A 20,838-nucleotide genomic window follows, 5' to 3' on the forward strand; every position below is an offset into this window, starting at 1 on the left:
GTTTTAAGCGCTAATCTTTGCAGGTTCAGCAATCGCGTCAGTATTTTTCTGTTTAGAACCGCGGCATAGATACAAGCTTGAGATGAGGCTACAGACCGCAGCAAGCATGAGCCAGAAAGCAGGGGTACTTGGGTTGCCTGTGTTTTCGACAAGGAAGGTACAAGCCATTGGGGTCATACCACCAAAAATAGCGGCTGCAAGGCTAAACGCTAAGGAGAAACCAACTGTACGTACACGTTTCGGCATCACTTCTGCAAGGGTTGCGACCATGGTTCCGTTGTACATTCCAAAGAAGAATGAGAAGTAAGCAAGCGTAATTAGAAGGTTTGAGAAGCTAATGTTGCTCACTAACCAACTTAAAACTGGATAACTTGTAAAGAGAGCAAGTGTGGTAATACCGACTAGTACTGGACGGCGACCAATTTTGTCTGAAAGCAAACCACCCATTGGTAACCAGAAGAAATTAGATAAACCAACAAACACGGTTGCTAAAAGGCTGTCTGTTACTGACATTTCTAAAGTACGTTTTGCATACACTGTGGTGTAAACCGTAATAAAGTAGAAAGTGGTCGTGGTCATGGCACTCATCATCATACCTGCAAGGACGATGCGCCAGTTGGTTGCCAGTGTGCTAAAAATTTCTTTCGTTGAAGGGTGAGTCTTTTGCGATTTAAAGTCTTCAGTTTCCTCTAACGTACGACGGAACAAGAAGATTAAAGGAATAATCAAACAACCGATTAAGAACGGAATACGCCAGCCCCATTCACCCACTTGAGCCGTAGTTAAGATGGTGTTGAGCCAATAGCCAAGTAATGCGGCAAATACAACAGCAACTTGTTGGCTGCCAGACTGCCAGCTTGTGATAAATCCGCGATTTTTATCCGTTGCAATCTCTGCGAGATAAATAGAAACACCGCCAGATTCAACACCTGCCGAGAAGCCTTGTAATAGACGTCCAATCACCACCAAAATCGGCGCAATAATACCTATGGTTTCATAACCCGGTACAAAGGTAATTAAGATGGTTCCGATGGCCATAAGACTTAAAGTAACAATAAGACCCTTACGTCGACCAACTCTGTCGACATAAGCGCCCAGGAAAATAGCGCCGAGAGGACGCATAAGAAAACCCGCAGCAAATACGGTAAATGTCATCATTAAAGAGACATATTCATTTTCAGAGTGGAAAAATTTTGCCGCGATATAAGTGGCATAGAAACCAAAAAGAAAAAAGTCGTACTGCTCTAAAAAGTTGCCACTCGTTACATTTAATATTTTTTTAAAAGTAGCCCTACGGTTATTCACGACATCCATTGGAGACCTCCTTGGCCTGACAAAATGGAAACATTCACGATTTTCGAGGCTGGACCTAAATTGATTCAATCAATAAATCTAAAGAGCAAATGGGTTAGAGATGAGATTTAGCGAGGTCCTTTGCAGAAAATGTGATGCCTTGTTTCCAGTTCAAACTACACATCTATATTTCGATAAGCAGAAAACCACTTATCATTCGGACGAAAATGTAATCTCAAAAAGCAGGAGGGAGTGAGAGGGCAAAATTAATTAGGTATTTAATAAAATTAATGACTCTTTATAAAATAATTTCAGAACATGGCCAAATCTGGTTTTGAATCAAATCTTTCACACATGCCTTAATGGCTGACTTTGCGGCAAGTGCAGCAGGTGATAATTCTTCTTCGGCAAGGCTTACCAAGTAATTGATTCGTTCAACTTCAGGGTCTACTAACTTGAGTAATTGAAGCTTATGTTTGTACTCTTGCAGACAAGCGCTACCTGGGCGGACACTGGCAAGGTCGAGGTGAATTAGACTATCCATGAGTAAGTGTAGGCCATCAATTTCATAGACGACATTAAGCTGACCAATCTTGTGCTCAAGCAACTTTCTTAAACTATGGCGCTGGCGTGGTAATACTAAAGGAAGGTCTCCAATTTGTTGAGACTGAATCACACCACTTTTGATGCATTCGGCAAGACCATATTTTTCTAGTACTTCCTTGCGTGCCATTAAATACATTTGCTCGCGTACCAAAGGCTGTATTGACCACTGTTTATCAATTTCATTGGTAAAAATAATCGCGATATCGAGCTGACGCGAGTTAATGGATTGAATTAGATTGCCCGATAGCGTTTCCACAATCTCTAAACGAATGTCTGGGTAACGTTCAGACATTAGTTTCATTAAAGGGATGCCAATCAAAGCAGTAATCGTCGGTGGAAAGCCAAGGCTGACATGTCCAGATAGTCGTGCAGAATGAGCAGCATCTACCGCGAAGTTCACTTGACGTAAAATAAGTTGAGAATGTTTTAAAAAGGCGAGACCTGCTGGAGTAGGGGTTACACCAAAGGCATTACGCTGTAATAGGCGAATGCTTAGCTCTTGTTCTAATTTACTAATTTGCTGGCTAATAGCAGAAGCACCCACATCGAGTTTTTGGGCAGCTTTACCAATACTACCTGCTTCAACCACAGTTAAAAAATATTTTATTTGTTTGATTTCCATAATAAATATGTTCGCTCATCATCCTTGATTTAATTTGTACAGATATGAAGGATTGGGAAATCTATCATGTGCTTTAATATTAACAGCAATCCATAAAAAAGATCTTCAATTTGATATTCTAAAAACAATAAAACGATCTTTTTCAAATTTAATATTAAAATTTATTCTCTAACTTTTATTTATTATTACGATAAATTTATCGCTAGATTTTCAGTCTTTCACTTCCCTTTTCTTAGAATTTTAACCTATTTAATTTTACTAATGCCCCCTTTAATTTATTGGTATCACGATGTTTTCTTGATCTGTGCTTTAATCTTTTCAAATGAAAAAGGGAGCACATTAAATGCATGATGCATTAAAAAATATGATGGATTTTCAAATGATGAAGAAGAGTAATTGATTAAATAACTATTGGAAAAATATATGAGTATTTAGCTCATTTGATCAGAAGGGAAAATTGGGTAAATAAGTTTATTTATTTAAATATTAACGTTACCCATAGCATGGATATGCAAAAGACAACTCAATAGATTACGTTTTTACTATCTTGTTGTTATTCATCAGTATTATTTAACCGAAGCATTTTTAGATATTTTTGCAAAGGTTTTAATTCTCATTATAGATCTGGTGATTGTCCTAACTTTCCCTCTCCTTAGCTATTTCTTTCAGTCGCTTGATTCGTAATTTTTATAGTAACGCTGCATTACTGAAGTTCGCTGTGAAAAAGCGCATTTCAAAACATAAGACCAAAACTAAAAACCAATAAGCATGATCGTGCCAAGGAGGTCGATTACTGAGATTGGTAAAAATCAAAATATGAATAGAGCAAAACGTTATAAGGATGTATGTAACATGAAAAATTTAACTTTACTCGCATTAACATGCGTCAGTGTGACAATGGCTGGGTGTGGTTCAGGAAATGCTTCTAAAGAGGCGGGTCAGCCAAAACGTCCGGAATGTATAGCCCCAGCCAAGCCGGGTGGCGGGTTTGATATGACCTGTAAATTAATTCAATCTGGTTTTAAACAAACAGACCAGCTCAAAGATCCAATACGCGTAACCTATATGCCAGGTGGGGTAGGAGCCGTAGCCTATAACAAGATCGTAAACAGTGATCCTGCGAATAATAATGCCGTGGTTGCATTTTCCACTGGTTCACTTTTGAACTTAGCACAAGGAAAATTCGGACACTTCACTGAAAAAGATGTGAAATGGTTGTCTGGGGTCGCCGTCGATTATGGTCTGGTTTCGGTACATAAAGACTCACCATTGAAAAACCTCGATGACTTGATGAAAGCACTCCGAGAAAACCCAAAAGCACTTAGCTTTGGTGGTGCAGGAAGTGTAGGTGGTCAAGACTGGATGCAAACAGCAATGTTGGCAAAAAAAGCAGGTATTAGTCCTGCCGATTTAAGATTTGTTGCACTTGAAGGCGGTGGGGAAGTGCTGACTTCATTACTGGGGCAGCATATTCAAGTTGGGGTGGGCAATATTAGTGAAGTCAGTTCATACCTAGAGTCTGGTGATATTCGGGTTTTGGCAGTTTTTGCTAACAAGCGTTTAGACGGGAAGTTCTCAAAATTACCTACTGCAAAAGAGCAAGGCTATGACATTGAGTGGCCAGTCATCCGTGGTTTCTATATGGGACCAAAGGTCAGTGATGAAGCTTATGGTTGGTGGAAAAATGCCTTCGATAAAATGATGGCTAACCAGAAATTTGATGCAGTCCGTGAAAATCAGGATCTACTCCCATTTCAGCTGACAGGTGAAGAACTCAAAGCTTATGTTTATAAACAAACCGAGGAAATGCGGCAGTTATCGCAAGAATATAAATTATCACAATAACAAATCGGCTGGGTTGAGAAGCTATTTTTCAGCTCAGTTTTTTTCTGAGGATAGATGATGAAATCTGAACGGATTCTTACCGCCATTATTACGGTTTGTGGGTTATTTTTGTTGATTTATGCGAGCAATTTTGAAGCCCCAATTTCCTACGATCCAGTGGGCCCTAAAGCTTTTCCTATTTTATTAATGGGCTTAATTACAGCGAGTGCAGCGTATCTCACTATTCGACCAGCCATTATGTTTGAACCTGTGGAATTGGGATGGACAAAAAAATTAGTCGTTAAGTTAACGTTATGTGCGGTGGCTTTAACGTTGTATGCATTAGTTTTTGAATGGCTCGGCTTTATTGTTGCAACCCTGTTGATGACCATTGCAGTGGGCAAACTTTTCCATGGCAAAACCATACCGGTTTTGGTGACAGGTTTGGTACTGAGCATGAGTACCTACTATATGTTTGACCGTTTCTTGGATGTGCCATTACCACTTGGATTTTTTGGTTAAGGATGACCCGATATGGATGTATTAAGTTTTTTAATGATGGGGTTTGAGGTTGCCTTGCAGCCGCAGAATCTTTTAATTGCTTTGATTGGCGCATTTATTGGAACGATTGTTGGCTTATTACCGGGTTTAGGTCCAATTAATGGTGTGGCAATTTTATTGCCGTTTGCTTACGCTTTGGGTTTACCCGTAGATAGTGCCTTGATTTTATTGGCAGCAGTTTATTTGGGCTGTGAATATGGCGGACGTATTTCAGCGATTCTGTTAAACGTACCCGGAGATGCTGGAGCCATTATGACCACGTTAGATGGTTATCCATTGGCACAGCAAGGTAAGGCAGGAATTGCATTGTCTTTGTCATCGGTCAGTTCCTTTGTTGGAAGTACTGTTGCCTTTATTGGGATTGTGCTGTTTGCTCCTATATTGGCGAAATGGGCAATTGCGTTTGGTCCCGCTGAATATTTTGCTCTGATGGTCTTTGCAATTGTTTGTTTAACTGGTCTGGTTAGTACGCAGCCGTTTAAAACTTTAATTATGGCACTCATGGGCCTAGCACTTTCAACTGTAGGGATGGATGCAATTACAGGTGTATATCGCTTTACCTTTAACAGTGTGGGTTTAAGTGACGGTATTGCTTTTACTACTTTGGTTATTGGCCTATTTAGTGTAAGCGAAATCCTATTAATGCTCGAACGTACGACAATTGGTCAAGTTGCTTTAAAACAAGGAAAGCGTTCTCTTTTTAATCTTAAAGAGTTCATTTTCTCGTTAGTTGCTATTATCCGCAGTTCAGTGATTGGTTTCTTCTTGGGTATTCTTCCAGGAGCAGGCGCAACCGTTGCAAGTGCAATGGCCTATACCACTGAGCGAAAAATGGCAAAGGATAGTAGCAAGTTTGGTAAAGGTGATTTACGTGGGCTTGCTGCACCAGAAAGTGCGAATAACGCAGCCGCTTGTGGTTCATTTGTACCCATGTTGACACTAGGTGTGCCGGGCTCGGGGACGACTGCGGTCATGATGGGCGCATTGCTTATGTACAACATCGCACCAGGTCCGCAGTTATTTGTTCAGCAACCTGTATTGGTGTGGTCGCTGATTGCATCGCTTATGGTGGGTAATATCATTCTGTTGGTATTAAACTTGCCATTGGTAGGCTTCTTTGCCCGCATGCTGAGTATTCCTAATTACATTCTGATTCCGATCATCGCAAGTGTGAGTTTTGTTGGTGTGTATGCTATTCATAGCAATATCTTTGACTTGCTGTTATGTATGGGCTTAGGTGTATGTGGATATATTCTCAGAAAATTTGATTTTCCCTTAGCTCCACTGATTCTTGGTTTTGTACTTGGCGAATTAATGGAATCGAATCTGCGCCGTGCACTTTCAATTTCTCAAGGGGAACTTGATGTCTTATGGAGCAGTAAGATTAGTATAGGACTTTGGATCATGTCAGGATTATTATTGATCTTGCCAATCGTTCGTAAATACTTGTTTATCAAAAAGCAACAAGCTTAATAGGACAGCAATAATAGTCAGCATTGGTTGGCTATTATTGCTCTGAATTATGGAAAAAATAAGCTCAAATCTCAAAGGATTAGCAATTGCTCTGGTCGGAGCTTTAATAGCCAAATACTTGCATATTCCCTTGCCTTGGTTGCTTGGACCTTTATTGACGGCCTTATTGTTCGGTAGTGTTGGTCATCCACTTGCCTGTGATCCCCAGTGGCGACGCATAGGGCAGGTCATTATCGGTATGGCTTTAGGCCTATACTTTTCACCAGCTTTGGTACAGGCAGTGGCAGCATATTGGGGCTTTATCCTCATAGGTTTGGCATGGTCACTTGTGTTGGGTACATTACTGGCTGGATTGCAATATCGAATTAATGCCTTGGATTGGGCAACAGCATGGTTTTCTTCGGCCATTGGCAGTGCCAGTGAAATGGTGAATATTGCAGAACGGTATCAGGCTCAAGTCGATAAAGTCGTTGCTGCCCATAGTTTGAGAATTGTGATTTTGGTTGTGATGGTCCCAATTTTTATGGAACTTTATTTTCATGTTCAATGGACTGGTTTAAAGATACCAGTGTCGGATCAATTTAGCTTTTTTCAGGTCGTCTTACTGTTTTGTCTGGCTCTGTTTGTGGGTAAGGTTTTTCAATTTTTTAATCTTTTGAATGCTTGGATTTTGGGGCCACTCGCCATTATTGGGTTATTGTCATTTTGTGGAATACTTCAGATGAAATTGCCTGAATGGTTTACTGCCTTTGGTCAAGTCTGTATTGGTTGGTCACTAGGTAGCAAATTTCCATTTAGCTTTTTAAGGAAAAATAAAAAATTTATTGGAATCACACTGATATTCAATTTACTGGCTTTAGCGCTATCGATCAGCGTTGCTTTATTACTGGTTAATTTAAGTCATACAGAAAAACAAATCTTGATTTTAGGGCTTTCACCTGGAGGCATCGCAGAAATGTCACTGATGGCTAAAGCTCTCGGACTCGCAGTACCCATCGTTGTTTCCTTTCAACTCTCAAGATTAATTTTTGTAATTCTCACTACACGCTTTTTTTATCAATACAGTCTGCAATTGTTTTTTAAATCTAAAAAGTAAGTAAGACATTTTTAAAGAGCTGAAAAGCTACTTAAGGGGGGACTATATCTACAATTTTTGTAAATGGATGAACAGCACGCTTTATTGAAATAAAACAAAGGAATGCAAAATGAAATTTAACTCACCTAAGACAGTAGTAATCGTTAGCTTGACCACGATTACTACATTTACCCATGCCAATCAGAGCAGTGAACTTGAACAGTTACGTGCAGAAGTGAATGAACTCCGACAAATGCTTCAGGCTCAGCAAGCAATACCTACAAATAGCGTACAGGTTCCACACGTACCTACGGCAAGTGTTATTACGCCGCCTGAAAAAAATACTCAAGCTATATTCAAATGGCAAACAAAATCAGGTGCCAATGTTAATTTGTATGGCTTTGTTCGTGCTGATACTGCCTATCAGTTTGAAGGTGCGAAAGGTATGTTTAACCGCATTAATGGTGTGTTACTAGATGGTGATCCTGATAAAAAATCGACTGAAGATCGCTTGGATTCGACCGTCAATGCCTCTCGTATTGGTTTAGATTTTAATACTCCGGTAGGGAAAAAGACGTTAAAAGGGAAAATTGAAATAGATTTCCGTGGTGGGACAAATAAAGACAATGCCCGTCTGCGACATGTTTATTTAAACTATGATCGGTGGTTGATTGGTCAAACGACGTCTACTTTTCTTTCAACTGAAACAGCACCAGAAATGTTGGATTCAAATACAGCATTAGGTGGTGGTACTAATCGTAATCCAATGGTGCGTTATTCTGGGCCAATTAATGCATCAACCTCTTCTTTCTTAAGCTTAGAAAAAGGCAATGACGAGAACCGTCTGCCTTTACTGGCGAGTAAATTGAAATATGAATTTGCCACGGACAAAGGCGTAATGACTGCGCGTGGTTTGATCCAAGAAGTACGTCTACGCAATGAAAATGATGAAACTAAAACGGGATGGGGTGCCGCATTAGGTCTTCGCTATAAAATCACGCCATCCTTATTATTTAATAGCAACTATTCGCATGTTTCTGGAGACAATAAGTTATTACTGGTAACTTCAGATAATGTCCGTCATATTCAAAACGGGGATGATGTCGAATTAATTGATTTTGATGCATTTCAATTGGGTCTTACTTATCAATTTAATGAAAAGCTAAGGGGCACAATAGGTCATGGTGCATTGATCTATGAAGATAAAGATCTAATAACAAAAGATGCCAATAAAAAGTTACAACAGAGTTGGGCGAATTTGATGTTTAAACCCAATAAACCACTAACTTTTGGGGTTGAGTATGTCTATGGTGAGCGTAACACTGTCAGCCAGCAAGTAGGAAAAGATAAGCGTATAGAAATGATGGCGAAATATGAATTTTAGATGAGCGCTTATATGGTTAAGTCATGTAATTTCTTAATCTATTGACCGACATAAGCTAAAGCGATGCTCTGTATTTATTATCGCTTTAGCAATCAAGTCCCTCTACTGAAACTTAGTAAAAAGCAAAATCACGCCTAAGACACATAAAATAGAGCCAATCACTTTATTAATCTGTACTTGCTTGGCTAACATTTTCTGTCTCAGTAGCATGGATGAAAACAGCACAGCCACCAGTGAAAACCATACAAAATGGGCAAAAGACATAAAAAAGCCATAAGCCAAAAGAATAGTTTTAGGTGTAGTTAAACTCACAATTTGCGTATAGGTGCTAATCACAAATAGCGTGGTTTTAGGGTTCAGGGCGTTGGTAAAAAAGCCGTATTTTATGGCTTGCAAAGTACCTATAAAATTTAAAGCAGCAGTGTCTAAAACTGGTTTTTGAGTAAAAGTTTTATAGCCAATATAGATCATATAAAGCGCGCCAATATACTTAACAATATTCAAAATTTGTGGCGTATAAGTCATCACAAACGCAACGGCGACTAGCGTATAGGTCACATGCACCAACACGCCAAGCGATATGCCGAGTGAAGTGAATACACCTATTTTTCTGCCGTACAGATAACTATTTTTGGTAACGATCGCGAAGTCAGCGCCGGGGCTAACCACCGCCAAAATCGTGATGAGAATAACCGCAATAAACTCTGCCATTATCTTGCATCCTCACTGAAAACTAGGGGGTTGATCTGTACTTTGTGGAATGTATTTGAGAGGAGAACTGTTTTACTTAAAGCTGTTATTCTTTTCGTGAGAAAGATTAGGGTTTTACATTTGGGAAGATAGACATCGATATTTAATATGTTTTTCATCATCTAAAATAGGTTTTAATAAAGATGATTTTTATTTTGAACAGAAACCTAAAAATAAAAATCGATAAAAACGACTACACATTTATGAGTTTTTGGAATGATTGAGAGAATATCGCTGAATTCATTAAAATTTTTCTACTTTGTGGCGAAGTATGGCAGTGTTACTTTAGCTGCAAAGAAATTATTTGTGACGCAAAGTGCGGTTAGTAAACAAATTTATAATTTAGAAGAAGCTTTAAATACGACTTTGTTCGATCGAAAAAATAAAACACTTGTGATGACCGAGCAGGGTGAAATTTTATTAAGTTGTTGCCATCAGGTGTTTGGTCAACTCGATGAATGTTTAATAGAACTCAGCCAGCCTAAAATTCACAACAAACAACTGGTTTTGTCGTGTGAACCGACGCTTTCCATGAAATGGCTTATTCCACGGTTATCAAAATTTAAAAAGCTTGGTCATGATTTTGAGGTTGTGCTACTCACAGCAGGCGGTGTGGTCGATTTTGAAAAAGATAATATTGATATCGCAATTCGCCGAAATGACTTTGATTGGGGAGAGCATATTTATAGCGAAAAGATTGCCGATGAATATATCGCTCTCGTTCAAGCAACTAAGCCATCGGAAACCAACGACATACTCATTTCGACCTCTAGACCAAATTTTTTCAAAAGTACGAGTCGCATTGCTGAGTTAAAGCAGAGTTTAAAAGGCTACACCAAAGTTGAACTCGAACATTTTTATCTATGCTTAGAAGGCTGTTTGGCGGGACTTGGCGCAACAGTCATCTCAATTTATATGATTGAAAAAGAGCTTGAGTGGAACTTACTGAAAAAAATTTCACCTGTTGTGCAAGATAATTCAGCTTATTTTTTACTTTCTCATAGCGCTTTTGAGGAAGATTCACGTAAAACCATATTTTTAGAATGGCTAAAAGCAGAGATGAATGAAAGTCAGCATAAATTACTTTAGGTTGATTCTTTTTAAATTGAATTTTTCTTTTTAAACTTTTGAAACTAATAATAAATATTTGAAATGATTAAGGCACCGTGTGAGTGCCGTAAATTGAATTTTTGCTGACTAAAATTTCCTAAGATGAAAAATATTTAACTTCATACTTATTTATTAAACCCTAAACATGAATTTCACTCAGTTTGTAATGAGACTAAATCATTTTTATTCATGTTCTGATTGCGGTATAAATCTATTCATGCTCTGAAGCGCTCCAGTTATTCACTTTGATAAGACCATAAGGCACAAATCTGACAAGTCTGGAAAGTTTAAAAAGAGCAAAAGGTTTTTATTTAGGTTTTATCTCAGAAATTAGGGTACTGATCACAATGAGTAAAGAATTTACATTTACGATTAAGAGTATTTGTTTCGATGAGAACTATCGTCCAGCAGACAATACACGTATTACAACCAACTTTGCTAACTTGGCAAGAGGGATGAGCCGCGAAGAGAATTTGCGCAATACATTGCAGATGATCGACAATCGTTTCAATGCCTTAGCTCATTGGGACAACCCTAAAGGCGACCGCTATGGCGTTGAACTTGAAATCATTTCAGTTGAAATGAACATTGATGCCGAAAACCGTACTAGCGGGCTTCCTCTCATCGAAATATTGAAAACCAATATTGTTGATAAGAAAACCAATGAACGCATCGAAGGTATTGTAGGCAACAACTTCTCGTCTTATGTACGTGACTATGACTTTAGTGTGCTGTTGTTAGATCACAACAAAAACAAGTCGACTTTTAGCACGCCAGAAAAGTTTGGTGAATTACACGGTAACTTGTTTAAGAGCTTTATTAACTCTGAAACTTACAAAGCCAACTTTAAAAAGGCACCTGTAATTTGCTTAAGCGTTTCGACGACTAAAGAGTATCACCGTACTGAAAACGAACATCCTGTTTTAGGTGTTGAATACAAGCAAGAAGACTATTCATTAACTGATGAATATTTCCAAAAAATGGGCTTAAAAGTTCGCTACTTCATGCCGCCAAATAGCGTTGCGCCGTTAGCGTTCTATTTTACAGGCGATTTGTTGAGTGATTACACCAACCTTGAGTTGATTAGTACCATTAGTACGATGGAAACATTCCAAAAGATTTACCGTCCTGAAATTTACAATGCAAATTCAGTGGCTGGAAAATCTTATCAACCAAGCTTGAAACACGAAGATTATTCACTTACTCGAATTGTGTATGACCGTGAAGAACGTAGCCGTTTGGCTATTGAGCAGGGGAAGTTTGTTGAAGAGCAATTTATCAAACCATACCAAGCGATTCTTGAGCAGTGGTCTGCTAATTACGCTCCTAATTAATCAACATACGGGTCATTATCATGAAAAAATTATTACCAACTTCAACTGCTGGCAGCTTACCAAAACCGTCTTGGCTTGCAGAGCCTGAAAAGCTTTGGTCGCCTTGGAAACTTGAAAACGAAGGCTTAGTTGAAGGTAAAAAAGACGCGTTACGTTTGGCGTTGCATGAACAACAACTTGCAGGCATCGACATTGTGAGCGATGGTGAACAAACTCGCCAACACTTTGTGACCACGTTTATTGAACACTTAAATGGCGTAGATTTTGAGAAGCGCGAAACAGTTCGTATTCGTGACCGTTACGATGCAAGCGTGCCATCTGTGGTAGGCGCGGTGTCTCGTCAAAAGCCTGTGTTTGTTGAAGATGCGAAGTTTTTACGTCAGCAAACCAATCAACCAATTAAATGGGCATTACCTGGCCCAATGACTATGATTGATACGCTTTACGATGGTCACTACAAGAGCCGTGAAAAACTCGCTTGGGAATTTGCCAAAATCTTAAACCAAGAAGCGCGTGAGCTAGAAGCTGCTGGTGTAGATATTATTCAGTTTGACGAACCTGCATTTAACGTATTCTTTGACGAAGTAAATGACTGGGGTATCGCGACTTTAGAGCGCGCAATTGAAGGTCTAAAATGTGAAACTGCGGTGCACATTTGCTATGGTTACGGCATTAAAGCCAACACTGACTGGAAAAAGACACTTGGTTCTGAATGGCGCCAGTACGAAGAAGCTTTCCCGAAACTTCAAACGTCTAACATTGATATCATCTCGTTAGAATGTCACAACTCACATGTGCCTATCGATTTACTCGAACTCATTCGTGGTAAAAAAGTGATGGTCGGCGCAATTGATGTTGCATCTAACCAGATTGAAACACCAGAAGAAGTAGCCAATACACTACGTAAAGCGCTTCAGTTTGTAGATTCTGACAAGCTTTACCCATGCACAAACTGCGGTATGGCACCTCTTTCTCGTGAAGTGGCACGCGGCAAGTTAAATGCTTTAAGTGCAGGTGCAGAAATCGTTCGCCGAGAACTGACTGGTTATGATCTTACTGCTTAATATTTACCAATAAGTGGTATAAAGGGTTACTTTTTTGATGGCAGTTGATAATCAAACAAGTAACCCTCATTTTACTTACTACATGTCGCTCTAATCAGGTCGCATGTCGATAGTACCTTCCTGATGGAGTTGGGCGGTATAGCAAACACACAGGACAAGGTACGGTTCAATTTAGGAATAATGTCATGGTTCAAGCAACAGACTTTAGAAATGCAATGTCTTTACTCACAAGTGCAGTTAGTGTTGTGACCACGGCAGGCATGTCTGGCCGTTTTGGATTTACTGCCTCTGCTGTTTGTAGTGTGACTGACACACCTCCGACATTATTGGTGTGTATGAACCAATCTGCGAGTTCACATGCACATTTCCTAGATAACAAAATCTTAACTGTGAACGTGTTAGGCGCGCATCACGAACATATTTCAAAGGCATTTTCATCTAAGCTCACACCAGAAGAGCGCTTTAAACATGGCGCATGGATTGAGTTAGAAACGGGTTCACCTGTATTAGACGATGCTTTGGTAAGTTTCGATTGTGAGATTGAGCAAATTCAACAAGTCGGCACACATACGATTTTTATATGTCCGATTGTGGCGATTAAACAAAGCCAACATGACCAAAGTTTGGTTTATTTTAACCGTGCTTATCACCAAGTGGGGCAGACAGAGATTGTCTAATCTCACTTTCCTTTTTGTTGTTTCAAATTAAAAGTTAAAAGATAGAAATCAATAAGCATGGATCGCTTCACTTAATTTAAAAAATACAATTAAATATAATATCTAAAATAATAATTAAGTTAATCTAATGAAAAACAATAAGAAATTTAAACACTTGTCATAAAAGCTACATTGACACCTCTAAACTCTCAGATTATGCTTTGCGTGCTGGCCTACATTGCCAGCCGGTTTTAGCAGACCGCATAGTAAGAGCATCAGATTATTCCTTTTCTGAGGAGTAGTCTCATGTGTTTCAATCGTCCCTCGCTCGTTGCGGTAGGACGAGTGAGGGACACCTTCGGGTGTGCTGATTTCTTACTATCAGTCTGCTAACCCTTGCTCGTTCTGCCACCATAATTCCAAATGAATGCTTTGGCAGAACTCCCAATATCAGGAGTTGGCTATGCACATCCATCATTTTTTGGCCCTCAGTGCCAAAAGCTATAACGACACAGCTTAAAAATTTACAGCAGCTTGAACGCCATAAGGTTTTCAGGTTTTAGTCATTTTTACTTAAAACTTAGCAAAACAAAACTTGAGATGTGCCAAGCACCGTCTTACGGCTTTGCTGTGCCTTTTTTTCTCCCAGAAAGGGCACAGGCTTTTTATCTCATTTAGAAACAACAAGAATTTATAACGGTAAAACTATGCCAACTTTAGAAAGATCTTCCAAAAAATTACAGGTTGTTCAAACTGCCATCCAACTTTTTACCACGCATGGATTTCACAATGCAGGGGTAGACCTGATTATTAAAAAATCCAAAATTCCAAAAGCCACGTTTTATAACTACTTTCACTCGAAAGAACGTCTTGTTGAAATGTGTTTAATCTTTCAAAAAAGCCGACTCAAAGAAGAAGTACTAGCAATTGTCTATTCACACCGCTACCCAACCGCAGCCGATAAACTCAAAGAAATTGTCCGTTTACATGTCGATGTAAATAGCCTTTACCATCTTTTGTTTAAAGCCATTTTTGAATTAAAACTGCTTTATCCTCGGGCTTACCGCATGGCAGTTGAATACCGAAAATGGCTATTGAAAGAAATTTTTGATTTAGTTTTTAGTCTGGAAACTAACAAACTCAAACCCGATGCCAACATGGTTTTAAACTTAATTGATGGCTTGATGCTACAGGTTTTAAGTTCAAATCGTGTGGATGAACGGGATGTGGTGTTGGAGAGGTTTTGGGGGAGGGCTTAGAACCGATCTATATATGACTTCTTTACCTTATTGGTAGAAGTAGGTTGAAAAGCAAATTGAGCTAAACCTAATTCTGTTAGTCTAATTTTCATTGTTTCTTGGGAAACGTTAAAAATTTCAGTCAAAGGTAAAATGATTCTTCTATAATTTTCAAAGTTACATGGTTGTGAGTCAATGTAGAGTGGTGAGAATCCTCTATTTCTGATGCCATAATGTTGTAAATAATAGTTTAAAGTTGCTTTTAACCGATTTTCAGGCAGTAGTAAGCAACCTGCAAAATAATTTGCTTGAAATTCTAGTCGATCAATATTTTGGGTAATTTCTATATCTACAGAGTGAGATTCCATAGCTGGTGAAAAGTTCTCTGAAATTATATATTTGCTATGGTTAAGAAAAATATGTGCTATTTCATGTGCTTTTGCAAAATTAATCTGATGTTGAGAAAAGAAGGTAGTTCCCAAAATAGTAATAGTTTTTAATTTAGTTTCTAGCTTACCAATAATATTGGGGTGTTCGGGAGTATCAATCTCAATAAGTTTATAACCTAGAGTATTTATTATTTCATTTAAATCTATCTCATCGTTTTTATAAAATTTATCAAATAAGTTTTCTGCAAGGATGCTTAACTCTTTTTTAGATTTATAAGGGATAGTTTTAGAGTATGAATTTACACGGTGTTGTGTGAAGAATTCTTTTGGAGATACATCTTTCTGCAAAGAAAGGAAATCATAAATTAAATCTTTTGGAATGCTTGTAAAGCGTAGGGGTGTTTGAATAAAGATATTCGTAGCAGAAATATCTTGGAAATTTTCTGAAGTGAGTGCATTACTTATGATTTCATCATTATTCTTTATTCTATTAATTGTTCTATTAAAGATAACTTCATGATTATCATTAGTGGTGATTTTCCATAGTCCTATATTTCTATTTTTTGCAATTTTTAATGCTCCTTTTTGGAAGCCATTTTTAGTAATGCAGATAGCCTTAGTATTATGCTTTCCGACTTGACTAACTTTGGTTGAAAATTCCTCAATATCATCAACAGGTACTTTTTTACCATAATCTTTACATTCAATAAGAATAACCAGAAATGGATCTTCTTGTTCAAAGAAGGAAACTTCAATAGCTACATCAAAGATAATGTAGCCCTCTCTATCCTTTGAATAGTACTTTTTCTGTTTGTAAATTTTAGCTTGATTAGGGTTAATGCCTAAGTAACCCTTTCTGAGTAGGATCGAGAAATAATCAAAAACAAAATTTTCAAAAGCGTCGCCTTTCTTTTTAGTATTCATGTATAAAAAAGAATTGAATTTTTTTAATCATATATAAAAATCAGTAGCTTGGCTATGTACTTAGAACAGCCTAAGACCTGATTAAGTGGAACCAAAACTTTTATAAAGAACTTCCATACTCCACATACCCATCTTCAATTGCAGGAATAATCTCTACAAACTCAAAGTAGGGCACTGTACAAAATGCAGAGTCTCGAATCGCATCAATCACAAAATAATAATCTTGCAAAGATGTCGTCTCAAACACAGCAATATCACTGGCTTTAGTGCTAAACGCTTCAACGTCATACCACCGAACTTTTACAGTCGGGTACATATCAAAAATAGGTTCAAGTTTCTGTGCACTAAACTCAGCCCGCTTTTCACGAGCTAAAGCCAACCAAGCAGGCAAAGCTCTTAAATGAATAAAAAAAGTATAGGTTTAGGGTATAATTTGAGAATATTTTAGAGATGACAGTTCGCATTAAAACATTTATGAAATACTTCTGCTAACAATATTATTTAGGTTGTTTTAATATTTAAAATAATTAATTAAAATGTAGTTTTTTTAAGCGCTTTTGTGATTTTTTTAAATGATTTTTAATTTTAATTTAATAATGATTTTATTGTTTTTTATTTGTAATTGATGTGGAGTGAGATATTTACTTATAGATTTACTATGTTAATCTATTTTGTGTTGTGGTGAGAATTATTTTATATTAATCATAATGAAAAAATTTAAAAAATTCTAATCATAATAAATATCTTACTAATTATTAAAAAGTATTATAGGAATAATATATGACGAACTTCGTTAATGTTCTAAATGAAATGAAAGAGCACTACCAAAATAATATTAATAATGGTGTGGCAATACCATATTATCCTAATTTGGTTGAAGATTCTTTAGGTTTAATGGAGGCAACGAATAAGTATCTGGTCGCTGATGATAGTGAATTAGCAGATAATTCTGTTCAAAGTAAATTGAATGATTTACAAAATCAAGCAAAGGATTTGTCTACAAATACTGCTTCAACTATCGAAGAAGAATTAAAAAAATCTGCTAAAGAGCTGAAAGACAGTGGTAATTCTGATAGTTCACAATCAAAATTTAAAGATAAACTGAATAAAATTAAAGAGGATGCTAAGAAGAAAGCAAATGATAATATTGAGAAGATTTTTGCAGAAGCAGAAAAAATCGGTAATACTTTTCCTGTAGCTCAAAACCTTATCATCGTTGCAGCACAAAAAATTAGTGATTTAATTAATGATTTATTTACTAGGTTGGTTGATTATATTGTTAAAATTGTTTCGGACATTATTGTATGGATAAAAGGTGCTTGGGATTCTATTGTTAGTACTTTTAATAATATTAAAACATGGATTTTAAATTGGTTTAAATAAAATAACTTATTTATAACAACACCATGACCCTGAAGTGGTAATGGTGTTGTTTGTTTTCTAAATTTTGTTTTTAATAAATTAAATTTTATATATTCTTACAAATTTTAAAAATTTATAGTAATTGTTTGAAATTGATATGTAATATCTATTTTTAATTAATTAGACTAATAGAGTTTATAAAGAACTTTCATACTCCAGATACCCATCTTCAATTGCTGGAATAATCTCTACAAACTCAAAGTAGGGCACTGTACAAAACTCAGAGTCTCGAATCGCATCAATCACAAAATAATAATCTTGCAAAGATGTCGTCTCAAACACAGCAATATCACTGGCTTTAGTGCTAAATGCTTCAACGTCATACCACCGAACTTTTACAGTCGGGTACTTCTCAAAAATAGGTTCAAGCTTTTGTGTACTAAACTCAGCCCGCTTTTCACGAGGTAACGCCAACCAAGCAGGCAAAGCTCTTAAATGAATAAAAAAAGTATAGGTTCTAGACATAACCACTCCATGACTGGGCCGAGTTGTAGCTCAATTGAAAAGACAGCATTTACTTGTCATATCAACATGACTCAGTCAGTATATGAGTGATTACTCACATTAAATACTCGCATTTCGACCCATGTCAGAAACCCTCCCAGACCCACGTAAACGCCCACGTCAAGCACGATCAGTGGCTACCTTTGAAGCTATTTTAGAGGCGGCTGCTCGCATTTTGGAGTCTTTAGGCTTTGCTGGATTTAACACAAATGCCGTGGCTGAACTTGCTGGCGTAAGCATTGGTAGCCTATATCAATACTTTCCATCTAAAGAGGCTTTAATCGTCGAGTTAATTCGACGTGAACGCGCCAAGCTTTCAACCCATATTGTTGAAGCCATACAGCAGCATGAAGCCGCAGACTTAAAAGAAAAATTAAAACTCATCATTCAGGCTGCTGTGCAACATCAATTGAGCCGTCCGCAGTTGGCACGAACTTTAGAGTTTGCTTCAGAACTGATTGGAAAAGATGTTGAGGAAAGCGTACTTCAACACGAACTTGAAACCATAATTTCTGACTTGTTTATATGTTCTGGTATTTCACATGAGCAGACAGCCGCACAAGATGTAATTGCGTTAAGTAAAGGAATGATTAACGCAGCAGGCATAGCAGGGGAAAGTGATTTAAACCATTTACAGCAGCGAGTTGAAAAGGCTGTATTTAGTTATTTGGATCTGACGTAATATTATTAATTTATGAATCTGTAGATATAAAAAAGGGCTGTTATTGGCATCCTTTTTCGCAAAATATATATTGTGTTTATAAAATAGATGGGGGAGTGTTTTTATTAATTTTATATGTTTTTAATCATATGTTTTAAATTTATTTAAATTAATCATTATTGCTGCTTTTAAATAAATGATATATCTTTAATATATGATTTTTTAGAGTTTATAGCCTACCACTTCCCCAAGGGGTAGGTTTTTTTTATTTAAAATTTTTACTATAGCTGTTGAGTTGTATAGTTTTATTAGGTTTTAAATTTGTGTGTTTAAAACTTATTTTTATAATTTAAATTTTAAAAAAATTAATTATTTAGTTAATGTTTTTAAAAAATAATCATTTTTCGCTTTATTTTTTTTTAAAGAAAATTATTCTGAAAATTATTTGTTTAATGTGTGGGGTTAATAATTTTTAAATAAGTTTTGGATTGTTTTAAAATATTTCAAGAGATTAGATCTTCTAATGAGTAAATTGCCTCTTCCACACAATGATTTACAACTTATAATCAAATCAGGTACAAAGTTTTTTATATATTTTTGTATTGCTTCTAGTTTATCAATATCACTCACAAAAGGGGTCGTAGTGACAGTTTAGACCGTGCAGTGTTCAGAGCACCAGTGCGTGGTGTCGTCAAAGAAATTGCGGTGACTACCCATGGTGGTGTTGTTCCACAAAACGGTAAATTGATGACGATTGTACCGATTGATGAGCAACTGCTGATTGAAGCGCGTATTTTACCGCGTGACATTGCCTTTATTCGTCCGGGACAAGAAGCACTGGTTAAAATCACTGCCTATGACTACTCAATTTATGGTGGTTTAAAAGGTAAGGTTACGGTTATTTCACCAGACACCATTCGTGATGAAGTGAAACAGGATCAATTCTATTATCGTGTTTATATCCGCACTGATTCCGACAAACTTTACAATAAAGAAGGTAAAGCTTTTGGTATTACACCGGGTATGGTGGCAACAGTAGATATTCGTACTGGTCAAAAAACAATACTCGATTACTTACTTAAACCATTTAATAAAGCCAAAGAAGCTTTGAGAGAAAGATAAAAAATTAAATCTATATAGCTTTTAAATATTTAAAAGCTATATAGATATTAATAATAAAAATTTTTGTTTTAAATATGTGGTTTTTATTATTTATGTTTTAAAACATAAGAAAATTAAAACACTATTGTGAGTATTATTTATTTATAAGTTTTTGAAAAACAATATTTATTATTTTAATTTTTTATTTGGTTAATAAACAAACTTATTTTTGTCACATTTTTCGTGACGTGATTCATGTTTATAATTTGTTTTTGCGTTGAGGTTGGCTTTTGTTTTCTCTAGTTTATTCCTTAATTTGGGCTCTTCTTATTTCAAAAAATAAGGGCTTTAAATTGGATTGGTTTAATTAAATAATCCTGTACAAGGGGAATAAATATGTCAGAGATAAGGGTGGTTTCTAAGGAGAGTCATGAAACCTTAGAAATTACGACAAAGGATACAGTCTCTCTTTCCGAAGCATCTGTTATTTTAATAAAAGTAAATAAAGATGATGTTTCCGAAATTAGACAAGATGGTCGAAATGCAATTATTACTTTAAAAAATGGTGAACAAATAGTAATAGTTGATTTTTTTAACGGTAGTAATTATTCAACTGATAATAGCTTAGTTTTTGAGGATAACAATCATAAATTAATTTGGGTACAATTTACTGATGCCAACGGGGCATTATTAGAAAATATTACTTATAGTTATATTGATAGTATAGAACCGCTTCTTTATCACGATGGAGTTGCATCTCCATGGGCGTGGTTATCTGTACCGCTAACCGCAGCAGGAATTTTGTGGTGGGCACATGATAGTGATGATAAAAATAATAATTTAAATA

Annotated in this window: 19 protein-coding genes and 1 pseudogene; 14 read left to right on the top strand and 6 right to left on the bottom strand. The window is 36.8% G+C overall.

Translation table 11 applies throughout. The features are described 5' to 3' along the window. Positions 1 to 3: 3 nt before the first annotated feature. Together citA and F928_RS10740 are read right to left on the bottom strand one after the other, a co-directional pair. Positions 4 to 1,314 carry an MFS transporter gene (gene citA, locus F928_RS10735; protein ID WP_002115892.1) on the bottom strand — a complete coding sequence of 437 codons (1,311 nt, stop codon included), beginning with the start codon at positions 1,312 to 1,314 and terminating at the stop codon, positions 4 to 6. A 277-nt stretch (positions 1,315 to 1,591) separates the two neighbouring features. After that, positions 1,592 to 2,521, bottom strand: a complete 930-nt coding sequence (locus tag F928_RS10740; RefSeq protein ID WP_002115857.1) for a LysR family transcriptional regulator — start codon at positions 2,519 to 2,521, stop codon at positions 1,592 to 1,594. 768 nt (positions 2,522 to 3,289) lie between these two features. Between F928_RS10740 and F928_RS10745 the strand changes: the two genes are divergently transcribed. The 5 genes from F928_RS10745 (at position 3,290) to F928_RS10765 (ending at position 8,838) form a co-directional block, all read left to right on the top strand. Further along, a complete protein-coding gene (locus F928_RS10745) occupies positions 3,290 to 4,366 on the top strand; it encodes a Bug family tripartite tricarboxylate transporter substrate binding protein (protein ID WP_031945762.1) in 1,077 nt (358 codons plus the stop codon). A 54-nt stretch (positions 4,367 to 4,420) separates the two neighbouring features. After that, positions 4,421 to 4,867 carry a tripartite tricarboxylate transporter TctB family protein gene (tctB, locus tag F928_RS10750; RefSeq protein ID WP_078210179.1) on the top strand — a complete coding sequence of 149 codons (447 nt, stop codon included), beginning with the start codon at positions 4,421 to 4,423 and terminating at the stop codon, positions 4,865 to 4,867. Positions 4,868 to 4,879: 12 nt separating this feature from the next. After that, positions 4,880 to 6,379, top strand: a complete 1,500-nt coding sequence (locus tag F928_RS10755) for a tripartite tricarboxylate transporter permease (RefSeq protein ID WP_002115867.1) — start codon at positions 4,880 to 4,882, stop codon at positions 6,377 to 6,379. Between the two features lie 49 nt (positions 6,380 to 6,428). Beyond that, positions 6,429 to 7,475: an AbrB family transcriptional regulator gene (gene abrB, locus F928_RS10760; protein WP_002115870.1), complete on the top strand. Its 1,047-nt coding sequence runs from the start codon at positions 6,429 to 6,431 to the stop codon at positions 7,473 to 7,475. 109 nt (positions 7,476 to 7,584) lie between these two features. Beyond that, entirely contained in the window at positions 7,585 to 8,838 is a 1,254-nt protein-coding gene (locus F928_RS10765) for a DcaP family trimeric outer membrane transporter (protein WP_002115924.1), read from the top strand. A gap of 102 nt (positions 8,839 to 8,940) precedes the next feature. Here the strand turns inward: F928_RS10765 and F928_RS10770 are convergent, their stop codons facing one another. Further along, a complete protein-coding gene (locus tag F928_RS10770; protein ID WP_005075178.1) occupies positions 8,941 to 9,549 on the bottom strand; it encodes a LysE family translocator in 609 nt (202 codons plus the stop codon). Between the two features lie 255 nt (positions 9,550 to 9,804). On the opposite strand from F928_RS10770, the gene F928_RS10775 reads away from it, so the two are divergent. From F928_RS10775 to F928_RS10795, 5 genes are all read left to right on the top strand, one after another. After that, the gene (locus F928_RS10775) at positions 9,805 to 10,677 is read left to right on the top strand and encodes a LysR family transcriptional regulator (RefSeq protein ID WP_002115917.1); all 873 of its coding nucleotides are present in this window, start codon (positions 9,805 to 9,807) and stop codon (positions 10,675 to 10,677) included. A 368-nt stretch (positions 10,678 to 11,045) separates the two neighbouring features. Continuing rightward, positions 11,046 to 12,032 carry a DUF1852 domain-containing protein gene (locus F928_RS10780; protein ID WP_000031350.1) on the top strand — a complete coding sequence of 329 codons (987 nt, stop codon included), beginning with the start codon at positions 11,046 to 11,048 and terminating at the stop codon, positions 12,030 to 12,032. Positions 12,033 to 12,052: 20 nt separating this feature from the next. After that, positions 12,053 to 13,096 carry a methionine synthase gene (metE, locus tag F928_RS10785; protein ID WP_000735359.1) on the top strand — a complete coding sequence of 348 codons (1,044 nt, stop codon included), beginning with the start codon at positions 12,053 to 12,055 and terminating at the stop codon, positions 13,094 to 13,096. A gap of 185 nt (positions 13,097 to 13,281) precedes the next feature. Beyond that, complete coding sequence (locus F928_RS10790; protein ID WP_000249487.1) at positions 13,282 to 13,773, top strand: flavin reductase; 492 nt, start codon at positions 13,282 to 13,284, stop codon at positions 13,771 to 13,773. Positions 13,774 to 14,459: 686 nt separating this feature from the next. Then, the gene (locus tag F928_RS10795; protein WP_002115916.1) at positions 14,460 to 15,011 is read left to right on the top strand and encodes a TetR/AcrR family transcriptional regulator; all 552 of its coding nucleotides are present in this window, start codon (positions 14,460 to 14,462) and stop codon (positions 15,009 to 15,011) included. Here the strand turns inward: F928_RS10795 and F928_RS10800 are convergent. Both F928_RS10800 and F928_RS10805 read right to left on the bottom strand, forming a co-directional pair. Further along, positions 15,008 to 16,303 (bottom strand): ImmA/IrrE family metallo-endopeptidase, encoded by a 1,296-nt coding sequence (locus F928_RS10800; protein ID WP_005075179.1) that lies wholly within the window; start codon positions 16,301 to 16,303, stop codon positions 15,008 to 15,010. The two genes, F928_RS10795 and F928_RS10800, sit on opposite strands and share 4 nt — an antisense overlap. A 100-nt stretch (positions 16,304 to 16,403) precedes the next feature. Then, positions 16,404 to 16,709, bottom strand: coding sequence for a darcynin family protein (locus tag F928_RS10805; RefSeq protein WP_031945764.1), 306 nt, complete (start codon positions 16,707 to 16,709; stop codon positions 16,404 to 16,406). Between the two features lie 374 nt (positions 16,710 to 17,083). Between F928_RS10805 and F928_RS10810 the strand changes: the two genes are divergently transcribed. Beyond that, positions 17,084 to 17,686 carry a YtxH domain-containing protein gene (locus F928_RS10810; RefSeq protein WP_002122097.1) on the top strand — a complete coding sequence of 201 codons (603 nt, stop codon included), beginning with the start codon at positions 17,084 to 17,086 and terminating at the stop codon, positions 17,684 to 17,686. Positions 17,687 to 17,860: 174 nt separating this feature from the next. Here the strand turns inward: F928_RS10810 and F928_RS10815 are convergent, their stop codons facing one another. Next, the gene (locus F928_RS10815) at positions 17,861 to 18,190 is read right to left on the bottom strand and encodes a darcynin family protein (protein ID WP_005075182.1); all 330 of its coding nucleotides are present in this window, start codon (positions 18,188 to 18,190) and stop codon (positions 17,861 to 17,863) included. Between the two features lie 121 nt (positions 18,191 to 18,311). On the opposite strand from F928_RS10815, the gene F928_RS10820 reads away from it, so the two are divergent. From F928_RS10820 to F928_RS10830, 3 genes and pseudogenes are all read left to right on the top strand, one after another. Continuing rightward, positions 18,312 to 18,911, top strand: coding sequence for a TetR/AcrR family transcriptional regulator (locus tag F928_RS10820; protein WP_002122095.1), 600 nt, complete (start codon positions 18,312 to 18,314; stop codon positions 18,909 to 18,911). 615 nt (positions 18,912 to 19,526) lie between these two features. Continuing rightward, positions 19,527 to 20,012, top strand: a pseudogene (locus F928_RS10825) (HlyD family efflux transporter periplasmic adaptor subunit); the annotation flags it as partial. A 375-nt stretch (positions 20,013 to 20,387) separates the two neighbouring features. Beyond that, a partial coding sequence (locus F928_RS10830; protein WP_005075184.1) for a BapA/Bap/LapF family prefix-like domain-containing protein occupies positions 20,388 to 20,838 on the top strand: 451 nt, incomplete at its 3' end.

It is taken from the genome of Acinetobacter pittii ATCC 19004 = CIP 70.29, assembly GCF_000369045.1.
GTDB classification, from domain to species: Bacteria; Pseudomonadota; Gammaproteobacteria; order Pseudomonadales; family Moraxellaceae; genus Acinetobacter; species Acinetobacter pittii.

Coding starts and splice junctions, on each gene's coding strand:
- citA (WP_002115892.1), bottom strand. CDS start 1,314: ATGGATGTCGTGAATAACCGTAGGGCTACTTTTAAAAAAATATTAAAT.
- F928_RS10740 (WP_002115857.1), bottom strand. CDS start 2,521: ATGGAAATCAAACAAATAAAATATTTTTTAACTGTGGTTGAAGCAGGT.
- F928_RS10745 (WP_031945762.1), top strand. CDS start 3,290: ATGATCGTGCCAAGGAGGTCGATTACTGAGATTGGTAAAAATCAAAAT.
- tctB (WP_078210179.1), top strand. CDS start 4,421: ATGATGAAATCTGAACGGATTCTTACCGCCATTATTACGGTTTGTGGG.
- F928_RS10755 (WP_002115867.1), top strand. CDS start 4,880: ATGGATGTATTAAGTTTTTTAATGATGGGGTTTGAGGTTGCCTTGCAG.
- abrB (WP_002115870.1), top strand. CDS start 6,429: ATGGAAAAAATAAGCTCAAATCTCAAAGGATTAGCAATTGCTCTGGTC.
- F928_RS10765 (WP_002115924.1), top strand. CDS start 7,585: ATGAAATTTAACTCACCTAAGACAGTAGTAATCGTTAGCTTGACCACG.
- F928_RS10770 (WP_005075178.1), bottom strand. CDS start 9,549: ATGGCAGAGTTTATTGCGGTTATTCTCATCACGATTTTGGCGGTGGTT.
- F928_RS10775 (WP_002115917.1), top strand. CDS start 9,805: ATGATTGAGAGAATATCGCTGAATTCATTAAAATTTTTCTACTTTGTG.
- F928_RS10780 (WP_000031350.1), top strand. CDS start 11,046: ATGAGTAAAGAATTTACATTTACGATTAAGAGTATTTGTTTCGATGAG.
- metE (WP_000735359.1), top strand. CDS start 12,053: ATGAAAAAATTATTACCAACTTCAACTGCTGGCAGCTTACCAAAACCG.
- F928_RS10790 (WP_000249487.1), top strand. CDS start 13,282: ATGGTTCAAGCAACAGACTTTAGAAATGCAATGTCTTTACTCACAAGT.
- F928_RS10795 (WP_002115916.1), top strand. CDS start 14,460: ATGCCAACTTTAGAAAGATCTTCCAAAAAATTACAGGTTGTTCAAACT.
- F928_RS10800 (WP_005075179.1), bottom strand. CDS start 16,303: ATGAATACTAAAAAGAAAGGCGACGCTTTTGAAAATTTTGTTTTTGAT.
- F928_RS10810 (WP_002122097.1), top strand. CDS start 17,084: ATGACGAACTTCGTTAATGTTCTAAATGAAATGAAAGAGCACTACCAA.
- F928_RS10815 (WP_005075182.1), bottom strand. CDS start 18,190: ATGTCTAGAACCTATACTTTTTTTATTCATTTAAGAGCTTTGCCTGCT.
- F928_RS10820 (WP_002122095.1), top strand. CDS start 18,312: ATGTCAGAAACCCTCCCAGACCCACGTAAACGCCCACGTCAAGCACGA.